The organism is Oerskovia jenensis (assembly GCF_016907235.1).
Taxonomy (GTDB): Bacteria; Actinomycetota; Actinomycetes; order Actinomycetales; family Cellulomonadaceae; genus Oerskovia; species Oerskovia jenensis.
Map to the genome: position 1 here is coordinate 1,371,460 of NZ_JAFBBO010000001.1, position 20,770 is coordinate 1,392,229.

Annotated in this window: 34 protein-coding genes; 2 read left to right on the forward strand and 32 right to left on the reverse strand. The window is 68.6% G+C overall.

All coding sequences use genetic code 11. The features are described from left to right. The first annotated feature begins 204 nt into the window (after nt 1-204). The gene (locus tag JOD49_RS06120) at nt 205-603 is read left to right on the forward strand and encodes a DUF5709 domain-containing protein (protein ID WP_191791511.1); all 399 of its coding nucleotides are present in this window, start codon (nt 205-207) and stop codon (nt 601-603) included. Between the two features lie 3 nt (nt 604-606). On the opposite strand, the gene truA is transcribed toward JOD49_RS06120, so the two are convergent. Next, nucleotides 607-1,515, reverse strand: a complete 909-nt coding sequence (gene truA / locus JOD49_RS06125; RefSeq protein WP_372441236.1) for a tRNA pseudouridine(38-40) synthase TruA — start codon at nt 1,513-1,515, stop codon at nt 607-609. Nucleotides 1,516-1,549: 34 nt separating this feature from the next. Here truA and JOD49_RS06130 point away from each other — a divergent pair, with 34 nt between their 5' ends. Then, nucleotides 1,550-2,335: an ROK family protein gene (locus JOD49_RS06130; protein ID WP_205306409.1), complete on the forward strand. Its 786-nt coding sequence runs from the start codon at nt 1,550-1,552 to the stop codon at nt 2,333-2,335. A 4-nt stretch (nt 2,336-2,339) separates the two neighbouring features. Here the strand turns inward: JOD49_RS06130 and JOD49_RS06135 are convergent, their stop codons facing one another. The 31 genes from JOD49_RS06135 to rpsJ all read right to left on the reverse strand — a co-directional run bounded on the left by JOD49_RS06135 (nt 2,340) and on the right by rpsJ (nt 19,948). Next, nucleotides 2,340-3,074, reverse strand: a complete 735-nt coding sequence (locus JOD49_RS06135; RefSeq protein ID WP_205306410.1) for an alpha/beta fold hydrolase — start codon at nt 3,072-3,074, stop codon at nt 2,340-2,342. A gap of 329 nt (nt 3,075-3,403) precedes the next feature. After that, the gene (rplQ, locus tag JOD49_RS06140; protein ID WP_138825537.1) at nt 3,404-3,949 is read right to left on the reverse strand and encodes a 50S ribosomal protein L17; all 546 of its coding nucleotides are present in this window, start codon (nt 3,947-3,949) and stop codon (nt 3,404-3,406) included. Nucleotides 3,950-4,005: 56 nt separating this feature from the next. Next, a complete protein-coding gene (locus JOD49_RS06145; protein WP_030151917.1) occupies nt 4,006-5,025 on the reverse strand; it encodes a DNA-directed RNA polymerase subunit alpha in 1,020 nt (339 codons plus the stop codon). A gap of 154 nt (nt 5,026-5,179) precedes the next feature. Then, nucleotides 5,180-5,584, reverse strand: coding sequence for a 30S ribosomal protein S11 (gene rpsK / locus JOD49_RS06150; RefSeq protein ID WP_030151918.1), 405 nt, complete (start codon nt 5,582-5,584; stop codon nt 5,180-5,182). A gap of 103 nt (nt 5,585-5,687) precedes the next feature. Continuing rightward, nucleotides 5,688-6,062 carry a 30S ribosomal protein S13 gene (rpsM, locus tag JOD49_RS06155; protein ID WP_030151919.1) on the reverse strand — a complete coding sequence of 125 codons (375 nt, stop codon included), beginning with the start codon at nt 6,060-6,062 and terminating at the stop codon, nt 5,688-5,690. Nucleotides 6,063-6,275: 213 nt separating this feature from the next. Further along, nucleotides 6,276-6,389 (reverse strand): 50S ribosomal protein L36, encoded by a 114-nt coding sequence (gene rpmJ, locus JOD49_RS06160; protein WP_009740505.1) that lies wholly within the window; start codon nt 6,387-6,389, stop codon nt 6,276-6,278. 85 nt (nt 6,390-6,474) lie between these two features. Then, nucleotides 6,475-6,696 carry a translation initiation factor IF-1 gene (gene infA / locus JOD49_RS06165; RefSeq protein ID WP_012867920.1) on the reverse strand — a complete coding sequence of 74 codons (222 nt, stop codon included), beginning with the start codon at nt 6,694-6,696 and terminating at the stop codon, nt 6,475-6,477. Nucleotides 6,697-6,988: 292 nt separating this feature from the next. Continuing rightward, on the reverse strand, nt 6,989-7,825 hold the full coding sequence (gene map, locus JOD49_RS06170; protein ID WP_205306411.1) for a type I methionyl aminopeptidase: 837 nt from the start codon (nt 7,823-7,825) through the stop codon (nt 6,989-6,991). Between the two features lie 23 nt (nt 7,826-7,848). After that, nucleotides 7,849-8,406 carry an adenylate kinase gene (locus tag JOD49_RS06175; RefSeq protein ID WP_205308842.1) on the reverse strand — a complete coding sequence of 186 codons (558 nt, stop codon included), beginning with the start codon at nt 8,404-8,406 and terminating at the stop codon, nt 7,849-7,851. Between the two features lie 56 nt (nt 8,407-8,462). After that, the gene (gene secY, locus JOD49_RS06180; RefSeq protein WP_205306412.1) at nt 8,463-9,758 is read right to left on the reverse strand and encodes a preprotein translocase subunit SecY; all 1,296 of its coding nucleotides are present in this window, start codon (nt 9,756-9,758) and stop codon (nt 8,463-8,465) included. A gap of 233 nt (nt 9,759-9,991) precedes the next feature. Next, entirely contained in the window at nt 9,992-10,564 is a 573-nt protein-coding gene (gene rplO / locus JOD49_RS06185; protein ID WP_205306413.1) for a 50S ribosomal protein L15, read from the reverse strand. A 2-nt stretch (nt 10,565-10,566) separates the two neighbouring features. Next, nucleotides 10,567-10,749: a 50S ribosomal protein L30 gene (gene rpmD / locus JOD49_RS06190; protein ID WP_030151924.1), complete on the reverse strand. Its 183-nt coding sequence runs from the start codon at nt 10,747-10,749 to the stop codon at nt 10,567-10,569. Further along, a complete protein-coding gene (gene rpsE / locus JOD49_RS06195) occupies nt 10,749-11,405 on the reverse strand; it encodes a 30S ribosomal protein S5 (RefSeq protein ID WP_030151925.1) in 657 nt (218 codons plus the stop codon). The genes rpmD and rpsE overlap by 1 nt, the downstream gene beginning before the upstream one ends. A gap of 52 nt (nt 11,406-11,457) precedes the next feature. Continuing rightward, nucleotides 11,458-11,829 carry a 50S ribosomal protein L18 gene (gene rplR / locus JOD49_RS06200; RefSeq protein WP_030151926.1) on the reverse strand — a complete coding sequence of 124 codons (372 nt, stop codon included), beginning with the start codon at nt 11,827-11,829 and terminating at the stop codon, nt 11,458-11,460. A gap of 2 nt (nt 11,830-11,831) precedes the next feature. After that, nucleotides 11,832-12,368: a 50S ribosomal protein L6 gene (rplF, locus tag JOD49_RS06205; RefSeq protein ID WP_205306414.1), complete on the reverse strand. Its 537-nt coding sequence runs from the start codon at nt 12,366-12,368 to the stop codon at nt 11,832-11,834. 20 nt (nt 12,369-12,388) lie between these two features. Next, the gene (rpsH, locus tag JOD49_RS06210) at nt 12,389-12,787 is read right to left on the reverse strand and encodes a 30S ribosomal protein S8 (protein ID WP_205306415.1); all 399 of its coding nucleotides are present in this window, start codon (nt 12,785-12,787) and stop codon (nt 12,389-12,391) included. A 76-nt stretch (nt 12,788-12,863) separates the two neighbouring features. Next, complete coding sequence (locus tag JOD49_RS06215; protein WP_012867931.1) at nt 12,864-13,049, reverse strand: type Z 30S ribosomal protein S14; 186 nt, start codon at nt 13,047-13,049, stop codon at nt 12,864-12,866. Between the two features lies 1 nt (nt 13,050). Continuing rightward, complete coding sequence (gene rplE / locus JOD49_RS06220) at nt 13,051-13,620, reverse strand: 50S ribosomal protein L5 (protein ID WP_030151929.1); 570 nt, start codon at nt 13,618-13,620, stop codon at nt 13,051-13,053. Continuing rightward, nucleotides 13,620-13,961: a 50S ribosomal protein L24 gene (gene rplX / locus JOD49_RS06225; RefSeq protein WP_191791527.1), complete on the reverse strand. Its 342-nt coding sequence runs from the start codon at nt 13,959-13,961 to the stop codon at nt 13,620-13,622. Before rplX ends, rplE begins: the two co-directional genes overlap by 1 nt. A gap of 2 nt (nt 13,962-13,963) precedes the next feature. Next, on the reverse strand, nt 13,964-14,332 hold the full coding sequence (rplN, locus tag JOD49_RS06230) for a 50S ribosomal protein L14 (RefSeq protein WP_021480431.1): 369 nt from the start codon (nt 14,330-14,332) through the stop codon (nt 13,964-13,966). A gap of 203 nt (nt 14,333-14,535) precedes the next feature. Next, the gene (gene rpsQ / locus JOD49_RS06235) at nt 14,536-14,838 is read right to left on the reverse strand and encodes a 30S ribosomal protein S17 (RefSeq protein ID WP_030151931.1); all 303 of its coding nucleotides are present in this window, start codon (nt 14,836-14,838) and stop codon (nt 14,536-14,538) included. A 7-nt stretch (nt 14,839-14,845) separates the two neighbouring features. Continuing rightward, nucleotides 14,846-15,085, reverse strand: coding sequence for a 50S ribosomal protein L29 (gene rpmC / locus JOD49_RS06240; protein WP_030151932.1), 240 nt, complete (start codon nt 15,083-15,085; stop codon nt 14,846-14,848). Then, on the reverse strand, nt 15,085-15,504 hold the full coding sequence (gene rplP / locus JOD49_RS06245) for a 50S ribosomal protein L16 (protein ID WP_191801409.1): 420 nt from the start codon (nt 15,502-15,504) through the stop codon (nt 15,085-15,087). The genes rpmC and rplP overlap by 1 nt, the downstream gene beginning before the upstream one ends. Nucleotides 15,505-15,506: 2 nt before the next feature. Further along, nucleotides 15,507-16,349, reverse strand: coding sequence for a 30S ribosomal protein S3 (gene rpsC / locus JOD49_RS06250; RefSeq protein ID WP_030151934.1), 843 nt, complete (start codon nt 16,347-16,349; stop codon nt 15,507-15,509). After that, nucleotides 16,349-16,720 carry a 50S ribosomal protein L22 gene (gene rplV, locus JOD49_RS06255; protein ID WP_030151935.1) on the reverse strand — a complete coding sequence of 124 codons (372 nt, stop codon included), beginning with the start codon at nt 16,718-16,720 and terminating at the stop codon, nt 16,349-16,351. The genes rpsC and rplV overlap by 1 nt, the downstream gene beginning before the upstream one ends. A 70-nt stretch (nt 16,721-16,790) precedes the next feature. Then, complete coding sequence (gene rpsS / locus JOD49_RS06260; protein WP_012867940.1) at nt 16,791-17,072, reverse strand: 30S ribosomal protein S19; 282 nt, start codon at nt 17,070-17,072, stop codon at nt 16,791-16,793. A gap of 14 nt (nt 17,073-17,086) precedes the next feature. Continuing rightward, a complete protein-coding gene (gene rplB / locus JOD49_RS06265; protein ID WP_056653766.1) occupies nt 17,087-17,923 on the reverse strand; it encodes a 50S ribosomal protein L2 in 837 nt (278 codons plus the stop codon). Between the two features lie 33 nt (nt 17,924-17,956). Continuing rightward, the gene (gene rplW, locus JOD49_RS06270) at nt 17,957-18,259 is read right to left on the reverse strand and encodes a 50S ribosomal protein L23 (RefSeq protein ID WP_030151937.1); all 303 of its coding nucleotides are present in this window, start codon (nt 18,257-18,259) and stop codon (nt 17,957-17,959) included. Then, nucleotides 18,256-18,957 carry a 50S ribosomal protein L4 gene (gene rplD / locus JOD49_RS06275; RefSeq protein WP_205306416.1) on the reverse strand — a complete coding sequence of 234 codons (702 nt, stop codon included), beginning with the start codon at nt 18,955-18,957 and terminating at the stop codon, nt 18,256-18,258. The genes rplW and rplD overlap by 4 nt, the downstream gene beginning before the upstream one ends. A gap of 5 nt (nt 18,958-18,962) precedes the next feature. Beyond that, the gene (gene rplC / locus JOD49_RS06280) at nt 18,963-19,625 is read right to left on the reverse strand and encodes a 50S ribosomal protein L3 (protein WP_191791530.1); all 663 of its coding nucleotides are present in this window, start codon (nt 19,623-19,625) and stop codon (nt 18,963-18,965) included. Nucleotides 19,626-19,639: 14 nt separating this feature from the next. Continuing rightward, the gene (gene rpsJ, locus JOD49_RS06285; protein WP_012867945.1) at nt 19,640-19,948 is read right to left on the reverse strand and encodes a 30S ribosomal protein S10; all 309 of its coding nucleotides are present in this window, start codon (nt 19,946-19,948) and stop codon (nt 19,640-19,642) included. Nucleotides 19,949-20,770: the final 822 nt, after the last annotated feature.

A 20,770-nucleotide genomic window follows, 5' to 3' on the forward strand; every position in this document is an offset into this window, starting at 1 on the left:
CGCCGACGCCCGCGCCCTCGACCACCCGAGGGCGCGGGGGCGCCGCCCCGCCGGTCCCTCTCGCCCGACCCCGCCCGACCCAGGACGCACCCGAGCACGCCCCACCGACCGGGGTGCGCTCCGCCGTCGGGAAGCGCGGGGCTCCCCAGGCACGGGCGGTACGCGCGGGCTGCGAGAACGCCCCCGCGGTGACAGTGTGGAGGGATGAGCGACGACACACCAGCCACCCGGACAGACCCCGCCCTCGGCACCGAGGGCGACTCCGACCAGCTCCAGCGCGACGACACCCTGGTCGACCGCGGCGTCGACGACGTGCTCGACGAGGGGTACGCGCCGCCCGAGCGCGCGCCCCTGACGTACGCGCACCCCGAACGGCTCGAGGAGGACGGCGAGTCGCTCGACCAGCGCCTCGCCGACGAGGAGCCCGAGGACTGGGAGACCGACCCGCTCGACCGGCCCGACACGACACGCTCGGGGCGCCTCGTCGCGGACCCCGACGCGCTCGACGGCCGCGTCAACGACACCTACGCCGACGACGCCGGGATCGACGGTGCGGCGGCGAGCGCCGAAGAGGCCGCGATCCACATCGTCGAGGAGCCGTAGGCGCTACGACCGGGGGACCTCCGGCGCGCCCCCGGTCGCGGCGTCCCACACGTCCTCGTCCATGCGGACGGCGCGGACGCGCTCGGCCCGGGCCGCGAGCTCGTCGTCGGGCGGGTACGTGACGTCCTCGAGGACCAGGCCGTGCGGCGGGACGACGCCGGCCCCCGCGTCCCGGCGCCTCGCCGCCAGGACCTCGGCCGGCCACGAGACGGGACGACGCCCCTCCCCCACGGCGACCGACGCCCCGACCAGCGCACGGACCATGTTGTGGCAGAAGGCGTCCGCGCGGACGTGCGCGACGACGAGCCCCTCGTCGGGTCCGTCGGCCGCGCGCTCCCAGGACAGGTGCTGGAGCTCGCGGATCGTGGTCGCCCCCGGCCGCGGCTTGCAGAACGCCGCGAAGTCCCGGACGCCGAGCAGCGGCTGGAGCGCCTCGTGCATCGCGTCCGCGTCGAGCGGCTTACGGTTCCACAGGACCCACTCGCGGCGCAGGGGGTCACGCAGGGCCGGGTCGTCGACGATGCGGAACGTGTAGCTGCGGTACAGCGCCGAGAAGCGCGCGTCGAACCCGGCCGGGGAGCGGGACGCGCGGTGGACCACGACGTCGCCGGGCAGGACTCCCCCGAGACGCGCGACGAGCGCCTCTCCCGGGGACCGGTCCGAGCGTCCCGGCATCGCGTCCCACGCGGCCCGGGGCAGGTCGACGTGCGCCACCTGGCCGCGTGCGTGGACTCCCGCGTCGGTCCGGCCCGCGACCGTCAGGCGTGGAGGTTCGCCCCGCAGGATCTGTCCCAGACCGTCCTCGAGGGCGCCCTCGACCGTCCGCAGGCCCGGCTGGCGGGCCCACCCGGCGAAGGCCGTGCCCTGGTAGGCGAGGTCCAGGCGGACGCGGACAGGCAGATCGTTCGTCACGTGCACCTACGCTAGCGCCCGTTAGTGTGCAGACATGCCCGAACGCTCCACCGGCCCCGACTCCCCCGAGCTCCGCACCCTCGCGGTGGACTGCGGCGGGGGTGGCATCAAGGCCAACGTGCTCGACGCCGCCGGGACCGCGCACGCGACCGCGGTGCGGGTACCGACGCCCTACCCGCTGCCCCCCTCGCTCCTGGTCGACGTCATCGCGCAGATCGCCGACCGCCTGCCCCCCGCGGTCCGGGTCACGGTCGGCATGCCGGGCATGATCCGGCGCGGCGTCGTCGTGCACACCCCGCACTACATCACGCGCTCGGGGCCGCGCAGCCGGGTCGACCCGGCCCTGGCCGAGCAGTGGGCCAGCTTCGACGTCCAGGCGGCCGTGAGCGAGCGGCTCGGGATGCCCGCGCTCGTGCTGAACGACGCCGAGGTCCACGGCGCCGGAGTCATCGCCGCGTCGGGTCTCGAGCTCGTGCTCACCCTCGGGACAGGCCTGGGCTCGGCACTGTTCCACGGCGGACGGCTCGCCCCCCACCTCGAGTGGTCGCACGCCCCCGTGCGACGCGCGACCACGTACGACGAGTACATCGGCGAGGTCGAGCGCCGTCGGCTCGGGAACGGGCTGTGGTCACGACGCGTCGTGGCGCTCGTCGACGGCCTGCGCCCCGTCTTCTGGTGGGACCGCCTCTACCTGGGCGGAGGCAACTCGCGCCAGATCACTCCGTCCGCGCTCGAACGCCTGGGCGACGACGTCGTGATCGTCCCCAACTCGGCCGCGCTCGTGGGCGGCGCGAGGGCGTGGGACCTGCCGCTCGCCTGACCTGTCACCAGTCCTCCCCGGCCTCCGCGAGGAACGTGTGCGCCCCGAGGACCGCCCGGTTGAACGCGACCGGTCGATCGAGACTCACGAGGTGCTTGGCACCCGGGACCACGACGAGCTCCGCACGCGCCCCACCCGCGCGCGCGGCGGCGAGGTACGCGCGCTCCCCGAACCGGAAGTGGTCCCAGCGTCCGTTGAGGAACCACACGGGCGAGTCGGTCGTCGACAGCGCCGCCAACGGGTCCGTGCGTCCCACCTCGTCCAGGATCGCCGTCATGGCCGTCAGCGCGAACCCGCCCGCACCGATGTCCTCGATCCCCGCCCCGGGCAAGGTCCTGTTGACCAGGGCCTGGTTGAGCGCAGCGCCGTTGTCCGGCAGCTTCTCGATGCGGTCAGCAGCGACCCGCCACGCCCCGCGCAGCCGGGAGGCCGGGACCGTGCAGCAGCTCGCCGCGACGAGACCCGCGACCTGCTCGGGGAAGCGTGCGCGGTGCTCGATCCCCACGTACCCGCCCAGCGAGAGCCCGACGACGAGCGCCCGACCTCCCAGGTCGTCCACAGCCCCGGCGACGGTCGCCACCGCGCCGTCGAGCGTGAACGCCTCGCCCGTCCGTGCACCGTGCCCCGGCAGGTCCACGGCGGCCGCGGCGAGGCCGGCACGGTCCATGGCCTCGAGCTGCGCCCGCCACATCGTGCGGGACGTGCGCGAACCGTGGACGAAGAGCACCGGCAGACCCATACCGACCAATCTAGGGGCGGGACGCCCGTGCCGCGGCACGGGCCGCGCCGAGCGCCCGCCCGTGGCTCCCTCGGCCAGCCAGCGCGTTACGGCACCGCGGACGGTCCACCCCGGCCGTGGCCACCCGGCCGCGCGGCGACCGCTCCGTGGCGGCCGCGGCTCCCCCGGCGACGCGGCTCCCGACCGACGCACAGCGCGCGGCAGCCCGCACGGCCACGGACGCGACGCCGTCGGGTACGGACGCGACGCCGTCGGGTACGGCGAAGGGCCCGGCACCAGATGGTGCCGGGCCCTTCAGGAGATGCCCGTCCGGCAGAGCCGGGTGGGGGTCACTTCTCCTTCGAGTCCTTGGCGTCCTCGACGGGGGCGTCCTCCACGACGGGAGCGTCCTCGACGACGGGCGCGTCCTCGATCGGGGCGTCCTCGACAGGAGCGTCCTCGACCTTGGCGGCCTTGGGCTTGCTGGCCTTCTTCGCAGCCTTCTCGGCCTCGCGGACGACGGCCTGCTTGGGGCTCACGGGCTCGGTCACGAGCTCGATGACGGCCATGGGGGCGTTGTCGCCCTTGCGGTTGCCGACCTTCGTGATGCGCGTGTAGCCACCGTTGCGCTCCGCCATCTGCGGGGCGATCTCGGTGAACAGCGTGTGCACGACGGACTTGTCGCGGACCACGGTCATGACGCGACGACGAGCCGCCAGGTCACCGCGCTTCGCGAACGTGATGAGGCGCTCGGCCACCGGGCGCAGGCGCTTGGCCTTGGTCTCGGTGGTCGTGATGCGGCCGTGCTCGAAGAGCTGCGTGGACAGGTTCGCGAGGATGAGACGCTCGTGAGCCGGGCCACCGCCGAGCCGCGGACCCTTGGTGGGGGTAGGCATTGATCTTGCTCCTTAGAAGTGGATCGCGCGTGCGGCCGGGCCGCTCGCACGGAAGGTCAGAACTGCTGCTGCCCGTCGGAGAACGTCGCCTCGTCCTCGTCGGCCTCGTAGTAGTCCGCCGTCGAGGGGTCGAAGTCCAGCGGCGAGTCCTTGAGGTTCAGGCCGAGCTCGGCGAGCTTCTCCTTGACCTCGTTGATGGACTTCGCACCGAAGTTCCGGATGTCCAGCAGGTCTGCCTCGCTGCGAGCGACGAGCTCGCCGACCTGGTGGATGCCCTCGCGCTTGAGGCAGTTGTACGAGCGGATCGTGAGGTTGAGCTCCTCGATCGGGAGCGCGAGGTCCGCAGCGAGCGCGGCGTCCGTCGGGGACGGGCCGATCTCGATGCCCTCGGCCTCGACGTTCAGCTCACGGGCGAGGCCGAAGAGCTCGACGAGCGTCTTGCCGGCCGAGGCCAGCGCGTCGCGCGGGGAGATCGCCTGCTTCGTCTCGACGTCGACGATCAGCTTGTCGAAGTCGGTGCGCTGCTCGACACGGGTCGCCTCGACCTTGTATGTGACCTTGAGGACCGGCGAGTAGATCGAGTCGACGGGAACACGGCCGATCTCGGCGTCGAAGGACTTGTTCTGGTTGGCGGAGACGTAGCCACGTCCACGCTCGACCGTGAGCTCGATCTCGAGCTTGCCCTTGTCGTTGAGGGTGGCGATGTGCAGGTCCGGGTTGTGGACCTCCACGCCCGCCGGCGGCACGATGTCCGCGGCGGTGACCGCGCCAGCACCCTGCTTGCGCAGGTACATCACGACCGGCTCGTCGTTCTCCGAGGAGACCACGAGGTTCTTGATGTTGAGGATGATCTCGGTGACGTCTTCCTTGACACCGGCAACGGTGGTGAACTCGTGGAGGACACCGTCGATGCGGATCGAGGTCACTGCAGCGCCCGGGATGGACGAGAGCAGGGTGCGACGAAGCGAGTTGCCGAGGGTGTAGCCGAAGCCAGGCTCGAGCGGCTCGATGGAGAAGCGCGAACGGTTCTCCGAGATGACCTCTTCGGTCAGGGTGGGGCGCTGTGCGATCAGCACTGGTGTGTTCCTTTCGGTGTGCGTCCGCTATATGACGCATCACGGGCAACGCGTGCTCCTGGGCGGGACTCTGTCCACCCGCCCAGGGTGCTGCGCCCGCCGCCGCGCCGGCCGGCAGAGCCGGGGGCAGCGCGACGACGAGCGGAGCAGAGGATCAGACGCGGCGACGCTTCGGGGGGCGGCAGCCGTTGTGAGCCTGGGGCGTCACGTCCTGGATCGAGCCGACCTCGAGGCCCGTCGCGGTGAGCGAGCGGATCGCGGTCTCACGGCCGGAGCCGGGGCCCTTGACGAAGACGTCGACCTTCTTGACGCCGTGCTCCTGGGCGCGGCGGGCCGCGGACTCAGCAGCGAGCTGCGCAGCGAACGGCGTCGACTTGCGGGAGCCCTTGAAGCCGACGTGCCCGGCCGAGGCCCAGGCGATGACGGCACCGGTCGGGTCGGTGATCGACACGATCGTGTTGTTGAACGTGCTCTTGATGTGCGCCTGGCCGTGGGGGACGTTCTTCTTGTCCTTGCGGCGCGGCTTGCGGGCCGCGGTGGCGCGAGTCTTGGGAGGCATTTCTGGATCTTCTCCTGGTCTGAGGTGTTCGGACCGGGTCGGCGTGCGCCGCGCGGGTGAGCTCGAGGCTCAGGCGCGCTGCACGCGTTCCACGGACTACTGCTTAGCGGGCCTTCTTCTTGCCGGCCACGGTGCGCTTGGGTCCCTTGCGGGTACGCGCGTTGGTCTTGGTGCGCTGCCCGCGGACGGGCAGGCCACGGCGGTGACGCAGGCCCTCGTAGCAGCCGATCTCGACCTTGCGGCGAATGTCAGCAGCCACCTCACGGCGGAGGTCACCCTCGAGCTTGTAGTTGCCCTCGAGGTAGTCACGCAGCGCGACGAGCTCGGTGTCACCGAGGTCCTTCACGCGAACGTCCGGGGAGATCCCGGTGGCGGCCAGCGTCTGCTGGGCGCGGGTACGGCCGACGCCGTAGATGTAGGTGAGCGCGATCTCGAGCCGCTTCTCGCGGGGGAGGTCGACGCCGACAAGACGTGCCATGTGCCTTCCGGCTCCTGTTACTTCGTTCGGAGGTCTACCGCACCATCTTCCCGCGGAGCTGCGGGCCCCGGCCTCCGAGCCGGGGGTTCCCCTCAGTGGGCCTGTGCGGCCCGACCGTGAGGTTCGTGGTGGTGCGCTGGTTGGCACCCGAGGGTGCCGGCGATCGGTCCGCTCTCGCGGACCTGGATCACCGTGCGCCGAAGCGCCGGGGACTCAGCCCTGGCGCTGCTTGTGGCGCAGGTTCTCGCAGATCACCATGACGCGACCGTGCCGGCGGATCACCTTGCACTTGTCGCAGATCTTCTTGACGCTGGGCTTGACCTTCATCAGTCTGTTCCTCCGCCGCCGCACGCACGCGCGGGCGAACCCAAGCCTGCGGCAGCAGTTGTTTCGAGTGGTGGATTCTTGACGACTACTTGTAGCGGTAGACGATCCGGCCACGGGACAGGTCGTACGGGCTCAGCTCCACCACCACTCGGTCCTCGGGGAGGATCCGGATGTAGTGCTGTCGCATCTTGCCCGAGATGTGAGCCAGAACCTTGTGCCCGTTGGCCAGCTCCACGCGGAACATCGCGTTCGGCAGGGCCTCGACCACGCTGCCCTCGATCTCGATGACACCGTCCTTCTTTGCCATATCCTCCGCTAACTCTCGTCCGAACTGCTTCCCACGCACCCGTGCTCTACGAGGACCGGTGAGTGGACGTCGTGTGCATTCCGCCCTGCTGCCCGGTCGGTTGAACTCGAACAGGGAACGCGGACTACACCCAGCGGACTATCCTACGGCATCGAATCACGAGATGGAACCGCGGGCACTGTGCCCCCGACCACGCGACCCGCCGGCGCGGACAGACGACCCGCCCCGGACGCGCCAGCGGCCCGCTCCCGGCCTGGTGGGGTCGGGAACGGGCCGGTCACGGGAGCGAACCTCAGGAGTCGAGCGGGGCGACCGTGACGCCGAGCTCGGCGAGCCGGGCCGCGCCCCCGTCAGGGGCCGTCAGGACCCAGATGCCGTCCTCGAGGATCGCGACGCTGTGCTCCCAGTGGGCCGCACGCGCCCCGTCGTCGGTCACGACCGTCCAGTCGTCCTCGAGCACCTGCGTGAAGCGCTCACCACGGGTCACCATGGGCTCGATCGCCAGGCACATGCCCGGCTTGAGCCGTGGCCCACGCTCCCGCGTGCGGTAGTTCAGGACGTCCGGCGGCTGGTGCATCGACGTGCCGATGCCGTGCCCCACGTACTCCTCGATGATCCCGTACGGGACGCCGTCGGCAGCCGCCGACGCCTCGATCGAGTCCTCGACCGCGTTGCCGACGTCGCCCAGGCGCTCCCCGGTCGCCAGGGCGGCGATGCCGGCCCAGAGCGCCCGCTCGGTCGCCTCGACGAGCGCGACGTCTGCCGGGTCCGCCTCGGGCAGGACGAACGAGAACGCGGAGTCCCCGTGCCACCCGTCGACGATCGCGCCGCAGTCGACCGACACGACGTCACCCGGGAGCAGCTCACGCGTCCCGGGGATGCCGTGCACGACCTCGTCGTTCACCGACACGCACAACGTCGCCGGGTACCCGTGGTACCCCAGGAACGACGGCGTCGCACCGGCGTCGCCGATCACGGCCGCCGCGAGGGCGTCCAGGTCAGCGGTCGTCATGCCAGGACGAACCGCCGAGCGGACCGTGGCGAGCGCGTCCGCGACCACCAGTCCCGCCCGGCGCATCGTGCGCACCTGGTCGACCGTCTTGTACTCGATCTTCTCGCGACCGAACACTTCGCGTACCTACCGTCCCCGGGTCAGCCGACGAGAGGCGCGAGCGCCTCGACGAGACGCGTGGTCACGTCGTCGATCTCGCCGATGCCGTCGACCTGAGCGAGGAGACCCCGCTCGGCGTAGGCCGACGTCAGTGGCGCGGTCTGCTCGGCGTAGATGTCGAGCCGACGAGCGATCGCCTCTTCGGTGTCGTCCTCACGGCCCTCGATCTCCGCGCGCTTGCGCAGGCGGGCGAGGAGCTCGTCACGGTCCGCGGTGAGCTCGAGGACGGCGTCCAGCTCGACACCGAGGTCCGCGAGGATCCCGTCGAGCTCGACGACCTGGGCCGCGTTGCGCGGGTAGCCGTCGAGGATGAAGCCACGCGCCACGTCGTCCTGCGAGAGGCGGTCGCGGACCATGTCGTTCGTCACCGAGTCGGGGACGAGGTCGCCCTTGGCGGTGTACTCCTGCACCAGCTTGCCCAGCTCGGTGCCGCCCTTGATGTTCGCACGGAAGATGTCACCCGTGGAGATCGCCGGGACGCCGTAGTGCTCCGCCAGACGAGCCGCCTGGGTGCCCTTGCCGGCCCCCTGGGGACCCATGATGATCAAGCGCGCGGAGCCCTCGGACGAGGTGCCCGCAACGGGAGTCGTGTCGGTCAACGCAAGAACCCTTCGTAGTGACGCTGCTGCAGCTGCGAGTCGATCTGCTTGACCGTCTCGAGACCGACGCCCACCACGATGAGGATCGAGCTACCACCGAACGGGATGTTGGTGCTCACCCCCAGCAGGACCAGGACGAGCGTCGGGATGAGCGCAACGAGCGCGAGGTAGATGGCACCCGCCGAGGTGATGCGGGTGATGACGTAGTCGAGGTACTCGGCCGTCGGGCGGCCGGCCCGGATGCCCGGGATGAACCCGCCGTACTTCTTCATGTTGTCCGCGACCTCGTCCGGGTTGAACGTGATGGCCGTGTAGAAGAAGCAGAAGAAGACGATCAGGACCACGTAGATCGAGATGTGGATCGGCGAGGCCGGGTCCGCGAGGTACCGCGTGACCCACTGGACCCACCCTGCCGTCGTGTCGCCGAACTGGGCGATGAGCCCCGGGACGGCGAGCAGCGACGACGCGAAGATGACCGGGATGACGCCGGACATGTTGATCTTGATCGGGATGTAGGTGCTCGAGCCGCCGTACATCTTGCGGCCGACCATGCGCTTCGCGTACTGCACGGGCACACGGCGCTGGGACTGCTCGACGAAGACGACCAGGCCGATGACCAGGACGATGACGGCGATCATGATCGTGAAGTTGATCGCGCCGTTCGAGCCGCCCGCGATCGACCAGAGAGCGAGCGGGAAGCTGGCGGCGATCGACGTGAAGATGAGCAGCGACATGCCGTTGCCGACACCGCGCTCGGAGATCAGCTCGCCGAGCCACATGATGAGGCCGGTGCCCGCCGTCATGGTGATGACCATGATCGCGGACGTCACGAAGCTGTTGTCCGGGATGACCGGGACGGGGCAGCCCGGGAACAGCAGGCCGCCGCGCGCCGTCGTGATGACGGTCGTGGACTGCAGGACCGCGAGGGCGATCGTCAGGTAGCGCGTGTACTGCGTGAGCTTCGCGGTACCGGACTGGCCCTCCTTGTGCAGCGCCTCGAAGTGAGGGATCACCACACGGAGCAGCTGCACGATGATGCTCGCGGTGATGTACGGCATGATGCCGAGCGCGAAGATCGAGAGCTGGAGCAGGGCGCCACCGCTGAACAGGTTCACCATGCCCAGGAGGCTGTTCTGGCCCTGCGTGTCGATGCACTGCTGGACGTTGGCGTAGTCCACACCAGGGGTCGGGATGAACGAGCCCACACGGAAGATCGCCATGATGGCGATCGTGAACAGCAGCTTGCGCCGCAGGTCAGGTGTCCGGAAAGCCCGGGCGAATGCGCTGAGCACCTATCCTCCTGGCCCGCCGAGGCGGGATGTCGTGTCGCCGGTTGGTCGGCGAGATGTGACGCACCCGGCACGGGACGCCATGGGGCACCTTAGCCGCTGCGCCGCGATGGACGGCAAATTGAGTCAACCGGCGATGAGTCTACGTTCCCCCGAGCGGCGGCGGCACCGGCGGACCACCCCCCAGACGCAGACAGGGCCGACAGCGCATCGCGCTATCGGCCCTGTCCTACGTGTCAGTCCTCCGAGACGGAGCCACCGGCCGCAAGGATCTTGTCCTTGGCGGAAGCCGAGAGCGCGTCGACCGCGATCTCGAGCTTGACGGTGACCTCACCCGTACCGAGCACCTTGACGAGCTCGCCCTTGCGGACGGCCCCCTTGGCGACGAGGTCCTCGACGGTGACAGTGCCGCCGTCGGGGTACAGCGCGGAGAGCTTGTCCAGGTTCACGACCTGGTACTCCGTGCGGAACGGGTTCTTGAAGCCACGAAGCTTGGGCAGACGCATGTGCAGCGGCATCTGACCACCTTCGAAGCGCTCCGGCACCTGGTAACGAGCCTTCTGGCCCTTGGTACCACGGCCGGCCGTCTTACCCTTCGACGCCTCGCCACGACCCACGCGGGTCTTGGCCTTCTTGGCGCCGGGGGCGGGACGGAGGTGGTGGACCTTGAGGGTGCCACCAGCGCCGACGGTCTGCTGAGCCTCGGCCTTGGGAGCCTCGGTCGCAGCAGCCTTCTTGGCAGGAGCCTTCTTCTTCGGAGCGTCGGTCGAAGCCTCGACCGCGGTCTCCTTCTTGGCCTTCTCAGCCATGATCACTCGACCTCCTCAACGGCGACGAGGTGCGCCACCGTCGCGACCATGCCGCGGATCTCCGGGCGGTCCTCCTTCACGGCGGTGTCGCCGATCCGCTTGAGGCCCAGAGTGCGCAGCGTGTCGCGCTGATTCTGCTTGCCGCCGATGGCGGACTTCGTCTGGGTCACCTTGAGTCGAGCCATCACGCACCTACCCCAGCTGCACGTGCACGAAGGAGCGCGGCGGGAGCCACGGCCTCGAGCGGCAGGCCACGACGCGCTGCAACAGCCTCAGGCTGCTCCAGGTTGCGCAGTGCCTCGACCGTCGCGTGCACGATGTTGATCGCGTTGGACGAACCGAGCGACTTGCTCAGGACGTCGTGGATGCCCGCGCACTCCAGCACGGCGCGCACCGGACCACCGGCGATGACACCGGTACCCGGGGCTGCCGGACGCAGGAAGACGACACCGGCGGCTGCCTCACCCTGGATGGGGTGAGGGATGGTGCCCTGGATGCGGGGGACCTTGAAGAAGTTCTTCTTGGCCTCCTCGACACCCTTGGCGATCGCCGCGGGGACTTCCTTCGCCTTGCCGTAGCCGACGCCGACGGTTCCGTCGCCATCGCCCACCACGACGAGCGCGGTGAAGCTGAAGCGGCGGCCACCCTTGACGACCTTGGACACGCGGTTGATGGTGACGACGCGCTCGACGAAGGCGTTCTTCTCGGCGGCGTCACCACGGCGACCGTCACCACGGCGGCCGTCGCGACGAGCGTCGCCGCGGCCTCCGGAGTTGCGGTCGGTCGACTCGTTGGCGGCACCCGTAGGGGCGCCGGTGTTGCTGCGCTGCCCTGCAGCCATCAGAGAATCCTTTGCTTCCGTACCGTGTACACGGTGGTGGTTTCGGCCATCATCACAGGGACAGACCGCCTTCGCGGGCCCCGTCGGCGACTGCAGCCACCCGGCCGTGGTACTTGTTGCCACCGCGGTCGAAGACGACCGAGTCGACACCAGCGGCCTTGGCACGCTCGGCGACGAGCTCGCCGACCTTGCGGGCCTTCGCGCTCTTGTCGCCGTCGAACGACCGCAGGTCGCCCTCGATGGTCGATGCGGAAGCAACGGTCTGGCCGATCGTGTCGTCCACGATCTGCGCCGTGATGTGGCGCGCGGAGCGCGTCACGACGAGGCGGGGACGCGCGGCCGTGCCGGCGATCTTCTTGCGCAGGCGGAGGTGGCGACGCTTGCGCGAAACTGCCTTGCCCTTGCCGAGAACCTTGAGAGCCATCGTTACTTACCAGCCTTTCCGACCTTGCGGCGGACGACCTCGCCGGCGTACCGCACACCCTTGCCCTTGTACGGCTCGGGCTTGCGGATCTTGCGGATGTTCGCAGCGACCTCGCCGACCTGCTGCTTGTCGATGCCCGCGACCGAGAACTTGGTCGGGGACTCGACAGCGAAGGTGATGCCGGCGGGCGCGGAGATCACGACGGGGTGGCTGAAACCGAGAGCGAACTCCAGGTCAGCGCCCTTCGCGGTCACGCGGTAACCGGTACCGACGATCTCGAGCTTCTTCTCGTAGCCCTGGGTGACACCGGTCACCAGGTTTGCGAGGAGGGTGCGGGTCAGGCCGTGCAGAGCGCGCGATGCACGCTCGTCGTTCGGGCGCGTCACCACGAGGGTGTCAGCGTCCTGGGAGACCTCGATGGGGGCGGGGATGGTGTGCTCGAGCGACCCCTTGGGGCCCTTGACCGTCACCAGCGCGCCGCTGATCGTGACATCCACTCCGGCGGGAACCGGAACGGGGATCTTGCCGATACGAGACATGGCGTATCTCTCCTTTCCGATTACCAGACGTAGGCGAGGACTTCTCCGCCCACGCCCTTCTTGGCTGCCTGACGGTCGGTCAGGAGGCCGGAGGACGTGGACAGGATCGCCACGCCGAGGCCACCGAGAACCTTGGGCAGGTTGGTCGACTTCGCGTACACACGCAGACCGGGCTTCGACACGCGGCGGATCCCGGCAAGGGAGCGCTCGCGGTTCGGGCCGAACTTCAGCTGGATCGTGAGGTACTTGCCCACGGGCGCGTCCTCGACGGTCCAGCCGGAGATGTAGCCCTCGGCCTGCAGGATTTCAGCAATGTGCGACTTCAGCTTCGAGAACGGCATCTGAACCGTCTCGTGGTAAGCCGAGTTCGCGTTACGCAGACGGGTCAGCATGTCTGCGATCGGGTCGGTCATCGTCATTGGGCTTCAGCCCTTCCTCGCCGGGGTATCTGGCCAGTCCCCCGAGGGGAACCGTGCCAGACCTGCGACGTAGTTGTTACCAGCTGCTCTTGGTGACGCCGGGAAGCTCGCCACGGTGTGCCATCTCGCGGACGCAGATACGGCACAGGCCGAACTTGCGGTACACGGAGTGCGGGCGACCGCACTTCTGGCAGCGAGTGTAGGCGCGGACCGCGAACTTAGGCTTTGCGGCTGCCTTGTTGACCAGGGCCTTCTTCGCCATGTCAGTTCTCCTTGAAGGGGAAGCCGAGACGGCGCAGCAGGGAGCGGCCCTCGTCGTCGGTCGTCGCCGTCGTCACGATCGTGATGTCCATACCGCGGACGCGATCGATCTTGTCCTGGTCGATCTCGTGGAACATCGACTGCTCCGTGAGACCGAAGGTGTAGTTGCCGTGGCCGTCGAACTGCTTGGCCGAGAGTCCGCGGAAGTCGCGGATACGGGGCAGAGCGATGGACAGCAGGCGGTCGAGGAACTCCCACATGCGGTCGCCACGCAGCGTGACGTGCGCGCCGATCGGCATGCCCTCACGCAGCTTGAACTGAGCGATGGACTTGCGGGCCTTCGTGACCTGCGGCTTCTGGCCGGTGATGGCCGAGAGGTCGCGGATGGCACCCTCGATGAGCTTGGAGTCCTTGGCCGCGTCGCCGACACCCATGTTGACGACGATCTTCGTCAGTCGTGCAACCTGGTTGACGTTCTCGTGGCCGAACTCCTCGAGGAGGCCGGCGACGATCTCGTCGCGGTAGCGCTGCTTGAGACGCGCGATCTCAGGGGCTTGCAGTTCAGTGCTCATCAGATGTCCTTACCGGAACGCTTGGCGACGCGCACGCGAACCTTGCGCGTACGGCCGTCACGCTCGACCTCTTCGGTGCGGTACCCGACGCGGGTGCCCTTCTTGGTCTCCGGGTCGACGACCATCACGTTGCTCACGTGGATCGGCGCCTCGACGACCTCGATGCCACCGGTACGCGTCCCACGCTGGGACTGACCCACCTTGGTGTGCTTCGTGACGCGGTTGATGCCCTCGACGATCACGCGGTCGGAGTCCGTGAGGACCTCGAGCACGCGACCCTGCTGGGTGCGGTCCTTGCCAGAGATGACGACCACCAGGTCGCCCTTCTTGATCTTCGCCATGTTCAGAGCACCTCCGGAGCCAGCGAGATGATCTTCATGAACCGCTTGTCACGCAGCTCGCGGCCCACGGGACCGAAGATGCGCGTACCACGGGGCTCGCCGTCGTTCTTGAGGATCACGGCCGCGTTCTCGTCAAACTTGATGTAGGAACCGTCCGGACGACGGCGCTCCTTGGCGGTGCGTACGACGACCGCCTTGACGACGTCGCCCTTCTTCACGTTGCCACCGGGGATAGCGTCCTTGACGGTTGCGACGATGACGTCGCCGATTCCGGCGTAGCGACGGCCCGAACCGCCGAGAACACGGATGCAGAGAATCTCCTTGGCACCCGTGTTGTCGGCGACGCGAAGTCGCGACTCCTGCTGGATCATGTAGTGAACTCCTGTCGTCGAGCCGGTTCTCGCGGAGCGAGCCTTGCCGAACGGATAGCTGTCAGTGCCGGGTCCCTCGCGGGTGAACCGGCCAGGTGCGGCGGGGTCTCGCCGCCCTGTCTACTGGTTGCCGCACCTTGGTGCGGCCGAGACCGGTCGTGACGGGCGGGACCCCGCCCGTCACGACCTGGTAGGCGCAGGGCCTACTTGGCCTTCTCGAGGATCTCCACCAGGCGCCACCGCTTGGTCGCGGACAGCGGGCGGGTCTCCATGATAAGGACGAGGTCTCCGACACCAGCAGCGTTCTGCTCGTCGTGGACCTTGACCTTGCTCGTGCGTCGGATGACCTTGCCGTAGAGCGGGTGCTTGACCCGGTCCTCGACCTCGATCACGACGGTCTTGTCCATCTTGTCGCTCACCACGTAGCCGCGCCGCGTCTTGCGGTTGGCGCGCTGCTCAGCGGCCGTCTCGGTCACCGGTGCGGCGTTCGTTGCGTTCTCGCTCATTCCAGCCTCACTCACTCACGCTCGGTGCGGTACGGATACCGAGCTCGCGCTCGCGGAGGATCGTGTAGATCCGCGCGATGTCGCGGCGCACGGCCTTCAGGCGACCGTGGCTCTCCAGCTGGCCGGTGGCCGACTGGAAGCGGAGGTTGAAAAGCTCCTCCTTGGCCTTCTTCAGCTCGGCGACGAGCTTCTCGTCGTCGAACGTGTCAAGCTCGCTCGAAGCCAGTTCCTTGGTTCCGATAGCCATCAGTTGCCACCACCCTCGCGCACCACGAAACGGCACTTCATCGGGAGCTTGTGGATCGCGCGGCGCATGGCCTCGCGAGCCAGAGGCTCCGGGACACCGGCCAGCTCGAAGATGATGCGGCCGGGCTTGACGTTGGCGATCCACCACTCGGGCGAACCCTTACCAGAACCCATGCGGGTCTCCGCCGGCTTCTTGGTCAGCGGACGGTCCGGGTAGATGTTGATCCAGACCTTTCCGCCTCGCTTGATGTGGCGGGTCATCGCGATACGAGCAGCCTCGATCTGGCGGTTCGTGACGTACGCAGGCTCGAGAGCCTGGATGCCGAACTCGCCGAACGCGATCTGGTTGCCACCCTTCGAGGCGCCGGAGCGCGAGGGGTGGTGCTGCTTACGGTGCTTCAGCCTGCGCGGGATAAGCATGCTCAGGCCTCCGTTCCGGACTCAGGAGCCTTCTCGGCGACAGGTGCCTCCGCCCCTGCGGCTGCAGGTGCCTCGGACTGTGCCGGACGCTCGTTGCGACGACCAGCACCGCGACGGTCTCCACCACGGTCAGGACGGTCGCCACCGCGGGGGCCACCACGGCCCTGGCGGGGAGCGGCGGTCGCCTGCTGCGCAGCGAACTCCTTCTCGGTCATGTCGCCCTTGTAGATCCACACCTTGACGCCGATACGGCCGAAGGTGGTGCGGGCCTCGAAGAAGCCGTAGTCGATGTTCGCGCGGAGCGTGTGCAGCGGCACACGGCCTTCGCGGTAGAACTCCGAACGGCTCATCTCGGCGCCGCCGAGACGACCCGAGCACTGCACGCGGATGCCCTTGGCGCCGGCGCGCTGCGCGGACTGCATGCCCTTGCGCATCGCACGACGGAAGGACACACGGCTCGCGAGCTGCTCCGCGATCCCCTGGGCCACGAGCTGAGCATCGATCTCAGCGTTCTTGACCTCGAGGATGTTGAGCTGAACCTGCTTGCCCGTGAGCTTCTCGAGCTCGCCGCGGATGCGGTCTGCCTCTGCGCCACGGCGGCCGATGACGATGCCCGGACGTGCGGTGTGGATGTCCACACGAACACGGTCGCGGGTGCGCTCGATCTCGACCTTGGAGATGCCGGCACGCTCGAGGCCCGTGGCCATGAGCTTGCGGATCTGCACGTCCTCACGGACGTAGTCGCGGTACCGCTGTCCGGGCTTGGTGCTGTCGGCGAACCACCGCGACCGGTGGTCGGTGGTGATGCCGAGGCGGTACCCGTGCGGGTGAACCTTCTGTCCCACTATCGGGCCCTTCCCTTCGTGTCTTCGCGCGGAACGAGGACCACGGTGATGTGGCTCGTCCGCTTGAGGATCTGGCTCGCGCGCCCCTGAGCGCGAGGCCGGAACCGCTTGAGGGTCGGGCCCTCGTCCACGAACGCCTGGGCAACGACGAGCTCCTGCTCGTCGAATGCCACGCTCGCGCGGTCGGCCTTCACCCGTGCGTTCGCGATCGCGCTCTCCACGACCTTGCGGATCGGCTCACTCGCGGCCTGCGGTGCGAACTTCAGCACCGCGACGGCCTCGGTGGCCTGCTTGCCACGGATGAGGTCCACGACGCGCCGGGCCTTCTGGGGCGTGACACGGACGAACCGCGCCTGCGCCTTGGCTTCCATTGCTGTCCTGCCTTCTTGTCTCGTCATGACGTTCGGAGTCGTCGTCTCGTGATCTGCGTCTGCACGCAGATCAGCGACGACGGCCCTTCTTGTCGTCCTTCACGTGGCCGCGGAAGGTCCGGGTGGGTGCGAACTCGCCGAGCTTGTGGCCAACCATCGACTCGGTGACGAACACCGGAGTGTGCTTGCGTCCGTCGTGCACGGCAAAAGTGTGACCGAGGAAGTCGGGCGTGATGACCGACCGACGGGACCAGGTCTTGATGACGTTCTTGGTCCCCTTCTCGTTCTGGACGTCCACCTTCTTCTGAAGGTGTCCATCCACGAAGGGGCCCTTCTTCAGGCTGCGTGGCATCTGTCAGGCTCCTATCAGCGCTTCTTGCCGGTACGGCGACGACGCACGATCAGCTTGTCGCTCGGCTTGTTGGGACGGCGGGTACGACCTTCGGCCTGGCCCCAGGGGCTGACCGGGTGACGTCCACCGGAGGTCTTGCCTTCACCACCACCGTGAGGGTGGTCGATCGGGTTCATGGCGACACCACGGACGGAGGGGCGCTTGCCCTTCCAACGCATACGGCCGGCCTTGCCCCAGTTGATGTTCGACTGCTCGGCGTTGCCCACCTCGCCGACCGTCGCGCGGCAGCGCAGGTCGACGTTGCGGATCTCACCGGACGGCATACGCAGCTGGGCGTAGGGGCCGTCCTTGGCGACGAGCTGCACGGAGGCACCAGCCGAACGGGCGATCTTCGCGCCGCCACCGGGCTTGAGCTCGATGGCGTGGATGACCGTACCGGTCGGGATGTTGCGCAACGGCAGGTTGTTGCCGGGCTTGATGTCGGCGCCGGCGCCGTTCTCGATGACGTCGCCCTGCTTCAGCTTGTTCGGCGCGATGATGTAGCGCTTCTCGCCGTCCGCGTAGTGCAGGAGCGCGATGCGTGCCGTGCGGTTGGGGTCGTACTCGATGTGAGCGACCTTCGCGGGCACGCCGTCCTTGTCGTGACGACGGAAGTCGATGACGCGGTATGCGCGCTTGTGGCCACCACCCTTGTGACGGGTGGTGATGCGACCGGTGCTGTTGCGGCCACCGCTCTTGGTGAGCGGACGGACCAGCGACTTCTCCGGCTGCGAGCGCGTGATCTCGACGAAGTCGGCAACGCTCGAGCCGCGGCGGCCGGGCGTCGTCGGCTTGTACTTACGGATTCCCATGGGGATCTGTCCTCAATCTGCTCTCGTCCGGCCTCAGCCGACCGGCCCGCCGAAGATGTCGATCGTGCCCTCGCGGAGGGTGACGATCGCACGCTTGGTGTCCTTGCGCTTGCCCAGTCCGAAACGCGTCCGCCGGGTCTTGCCCTTGCGGTTGATCGTGTTCACGGAGGCAACCTTGACCGAGAAGATCTGCTCGACGGCGATCTTGATCTCGGTCTTGTTGGCCCGCGGGTCCACGAGGAAGGTGTACTTACCCTCGTCGAGGAGCCCGTAGCTCTTCTCGGAGACCACCGGCGCGAGCAGGATGTCGCGGGGGTCCTTCGTCACGGCGGTCACTTCGCGGCCTCCTCGGCCTCGTCAGCTGCTTCCGACTCGGACGCGACGGCCTTGACCGAAGAGCCCGTGGCGGGTCCGGCGAGGAACGCAGCGAGTGCGCCCTCGGTGAAGACCACGTCGTCGGAGACGAGCACGTCGTAGGTGTTCAGCTGGTCAGCGACCAGGAGGTGCACCTGCTCCGCGTTGCGGAGGGACTTGCTCGTCAGCTCGTCGCCGCGCTCCAGCACCACGAGCACGTGCTTGCGGGGAGAGAGGTTGGCGAGCGAGTTGATCGCGGCCCTGGTCGACGGCTGGCCGTCGATCCCGAAGCCGGTCACGACGTGGACACGGCCGGCACGAGCCCGGTCGGAGAGGGCGCCGCGCAGTGCAGCAGCCTTCATCTTCTTGGGGGTGCGCTGGCTGTAGTCGCGCGGCGTCGGGCCGTGGACGACCCCACCACCGGCGAACTGAGGAGCACGGGTCGAACCCTGACGGGCGCGGCCGGTGCCCTTCTGCTTGTAGGGCTTGCGTCCACCACCGCGGACCTCGCCGCGGCTCTTGGTGTCGTGCGTGCCCTGACGGGCTGCAGCGAGCTGCGCGACGACAACCTGGTGGATCAGCGGGACGTTCGTCTGGACGTCGAACACCTCGGCGGGAAGGTCGGCGGTGCCGGCCTTCTTGCCCGTGGCGTCGAGGACGTCAACAGTGAGAGCTGCCATGAGTGTCATGCTCCCTTCACGGCGCTACGCACGAGGACGACGCCGCCCTTGGGGCCGGGCACTGCGCCCTTGACGAGCAGCAGACCCTTCTCTGCGTCGACCGCGTGGACGGTCAGGTTCTGCGTGGTCTGACGGTCGAAGCCCATCCGACCGGCCATGCGCACGCCCTTGAAGACTCGCGACGGGGTCGAGGCCCCACCGATCGAACCAGGCTTGCGGTGGTTGCGGTGCGCACCGTGGGAGGCACCCACGCCGTGGAAGCCGTGACGCTTCATGACACCGGCGGTGCCCTTGCCCTTGGTGGTGCCCACGACGTCGACCTTCGCGCCGGCCTCGAAGGCCTCCGCGGTGATCTCCTGGCCGAGGGTGTACTCACCGGCATCGGTGGTGCGGATCTCGGTCACGTGACGGCGCGGCGTGACGCCGGCCTTCTCGAAGTGGCCCTTGAGGGGCTTCGTGACCTTGCGCGGGTCGATCTGGCCTGCGGCCAGCTGGACCGCGGCGTAACCGTCGGTGTCCGCGGTGCGGACCTGGGTCACGACGTTCGTGCCCACGGCGACGACCGTGACGGGGACCAGGCGGCCTGCCTCGTCCCAGAGCTGGGTCATGCCGAGCTTCGTGCCGAGCACGGCCGTGACGGGCCGCTCGTTCTGCTGGGGCGTAGTCATGTTGTCCTCCCGCCTCAGAGCTTGATCTCGATGTTCACGTCCGCAGGCAGGTCGAGACGCATGAGCGAGTCGACGGCCTTCGGAGTGGGATCGATGATGTCGATAAGCCGCTTGTGCGTGCGCATCTCGAAGTGCTCGCGGCTGTCCTTGTACTTGTGAGGCGACCGGATGACGCAGAAGACGTTCTTCTCCGTCGGCAGCGGCACCGGGCCCACGACCGTTGCACCAGCGCGGGTGACAGTGTCGACGATCTTGCGCGCCGAGCTGTCAATCACCTCGTGGTCGTAGGACTTGAGCCGGATGCGGATCTTCTGTCCCGCCATGGCGTCGTCTGACTCTCTCTCTCGAACCGCTAGCTGTCCGACCCCCGCGCTCGGGCGTGTCGCCTATCGCGACCTACCGAGCGCACGCACCGAGAACGGTGCAGGGCCGTTGGATATGTGAACTGCTGACACATCGGGCCAACTTCTGGCGCCCGACGGCGTCACCGCCGTTCACAACGTTGTCGAGCCTGTGCAGAACCTGAGCTCCGCGGGGTCCTCGATCTGTGTCGACAGAGAGTTCAACCCGCGGCAACCCCGTAACACCGAGGTCCGCATGCTTAGCGGTTCAACACACTGTTCGACACATGAAAGAGCGCACCCGTAACAGGCAACCTGAACAGTCTGCCACAGGATTCCGTGGAAGACCAATCGCCGTACATGAGGCACCGGCCACTCGGGCCGACCGTCATGCGACGACCTCCGTGCTCACGCAAGAAGCGGGCACGTCCTTCCTCCAGGGTAACCGCCACGCGCGTTCTCGCCGAACTCTGTGACCAGGACCACCGGTGCGCGGACTACCGCTCGGCGAGCCGGCGGCCCGTGCCGTCACCGCCTGCACGACCCTGACCAGCGGGTTCGCCGCCCGCCGAGCCCGTACCTCGCCGCCGCGCCGTCGGAGGACTCGGCACGGGAACGCAGGACGGGGACGTCCGCCTCGCCCGGCTCGTCCACCGCGCCGGGCAGACTCCGTCGTCCGACGCGGGGAAGGTCAGGGCCGCGCCGAGGTCGAGGCCGGCTCCCCCGGCTCGCGGGACGACCGGGCCGCCCCGACCGCGCCCGGTGAGCGACGCCGTCGAGCACCCCCGCTCGTCGACGTGACGC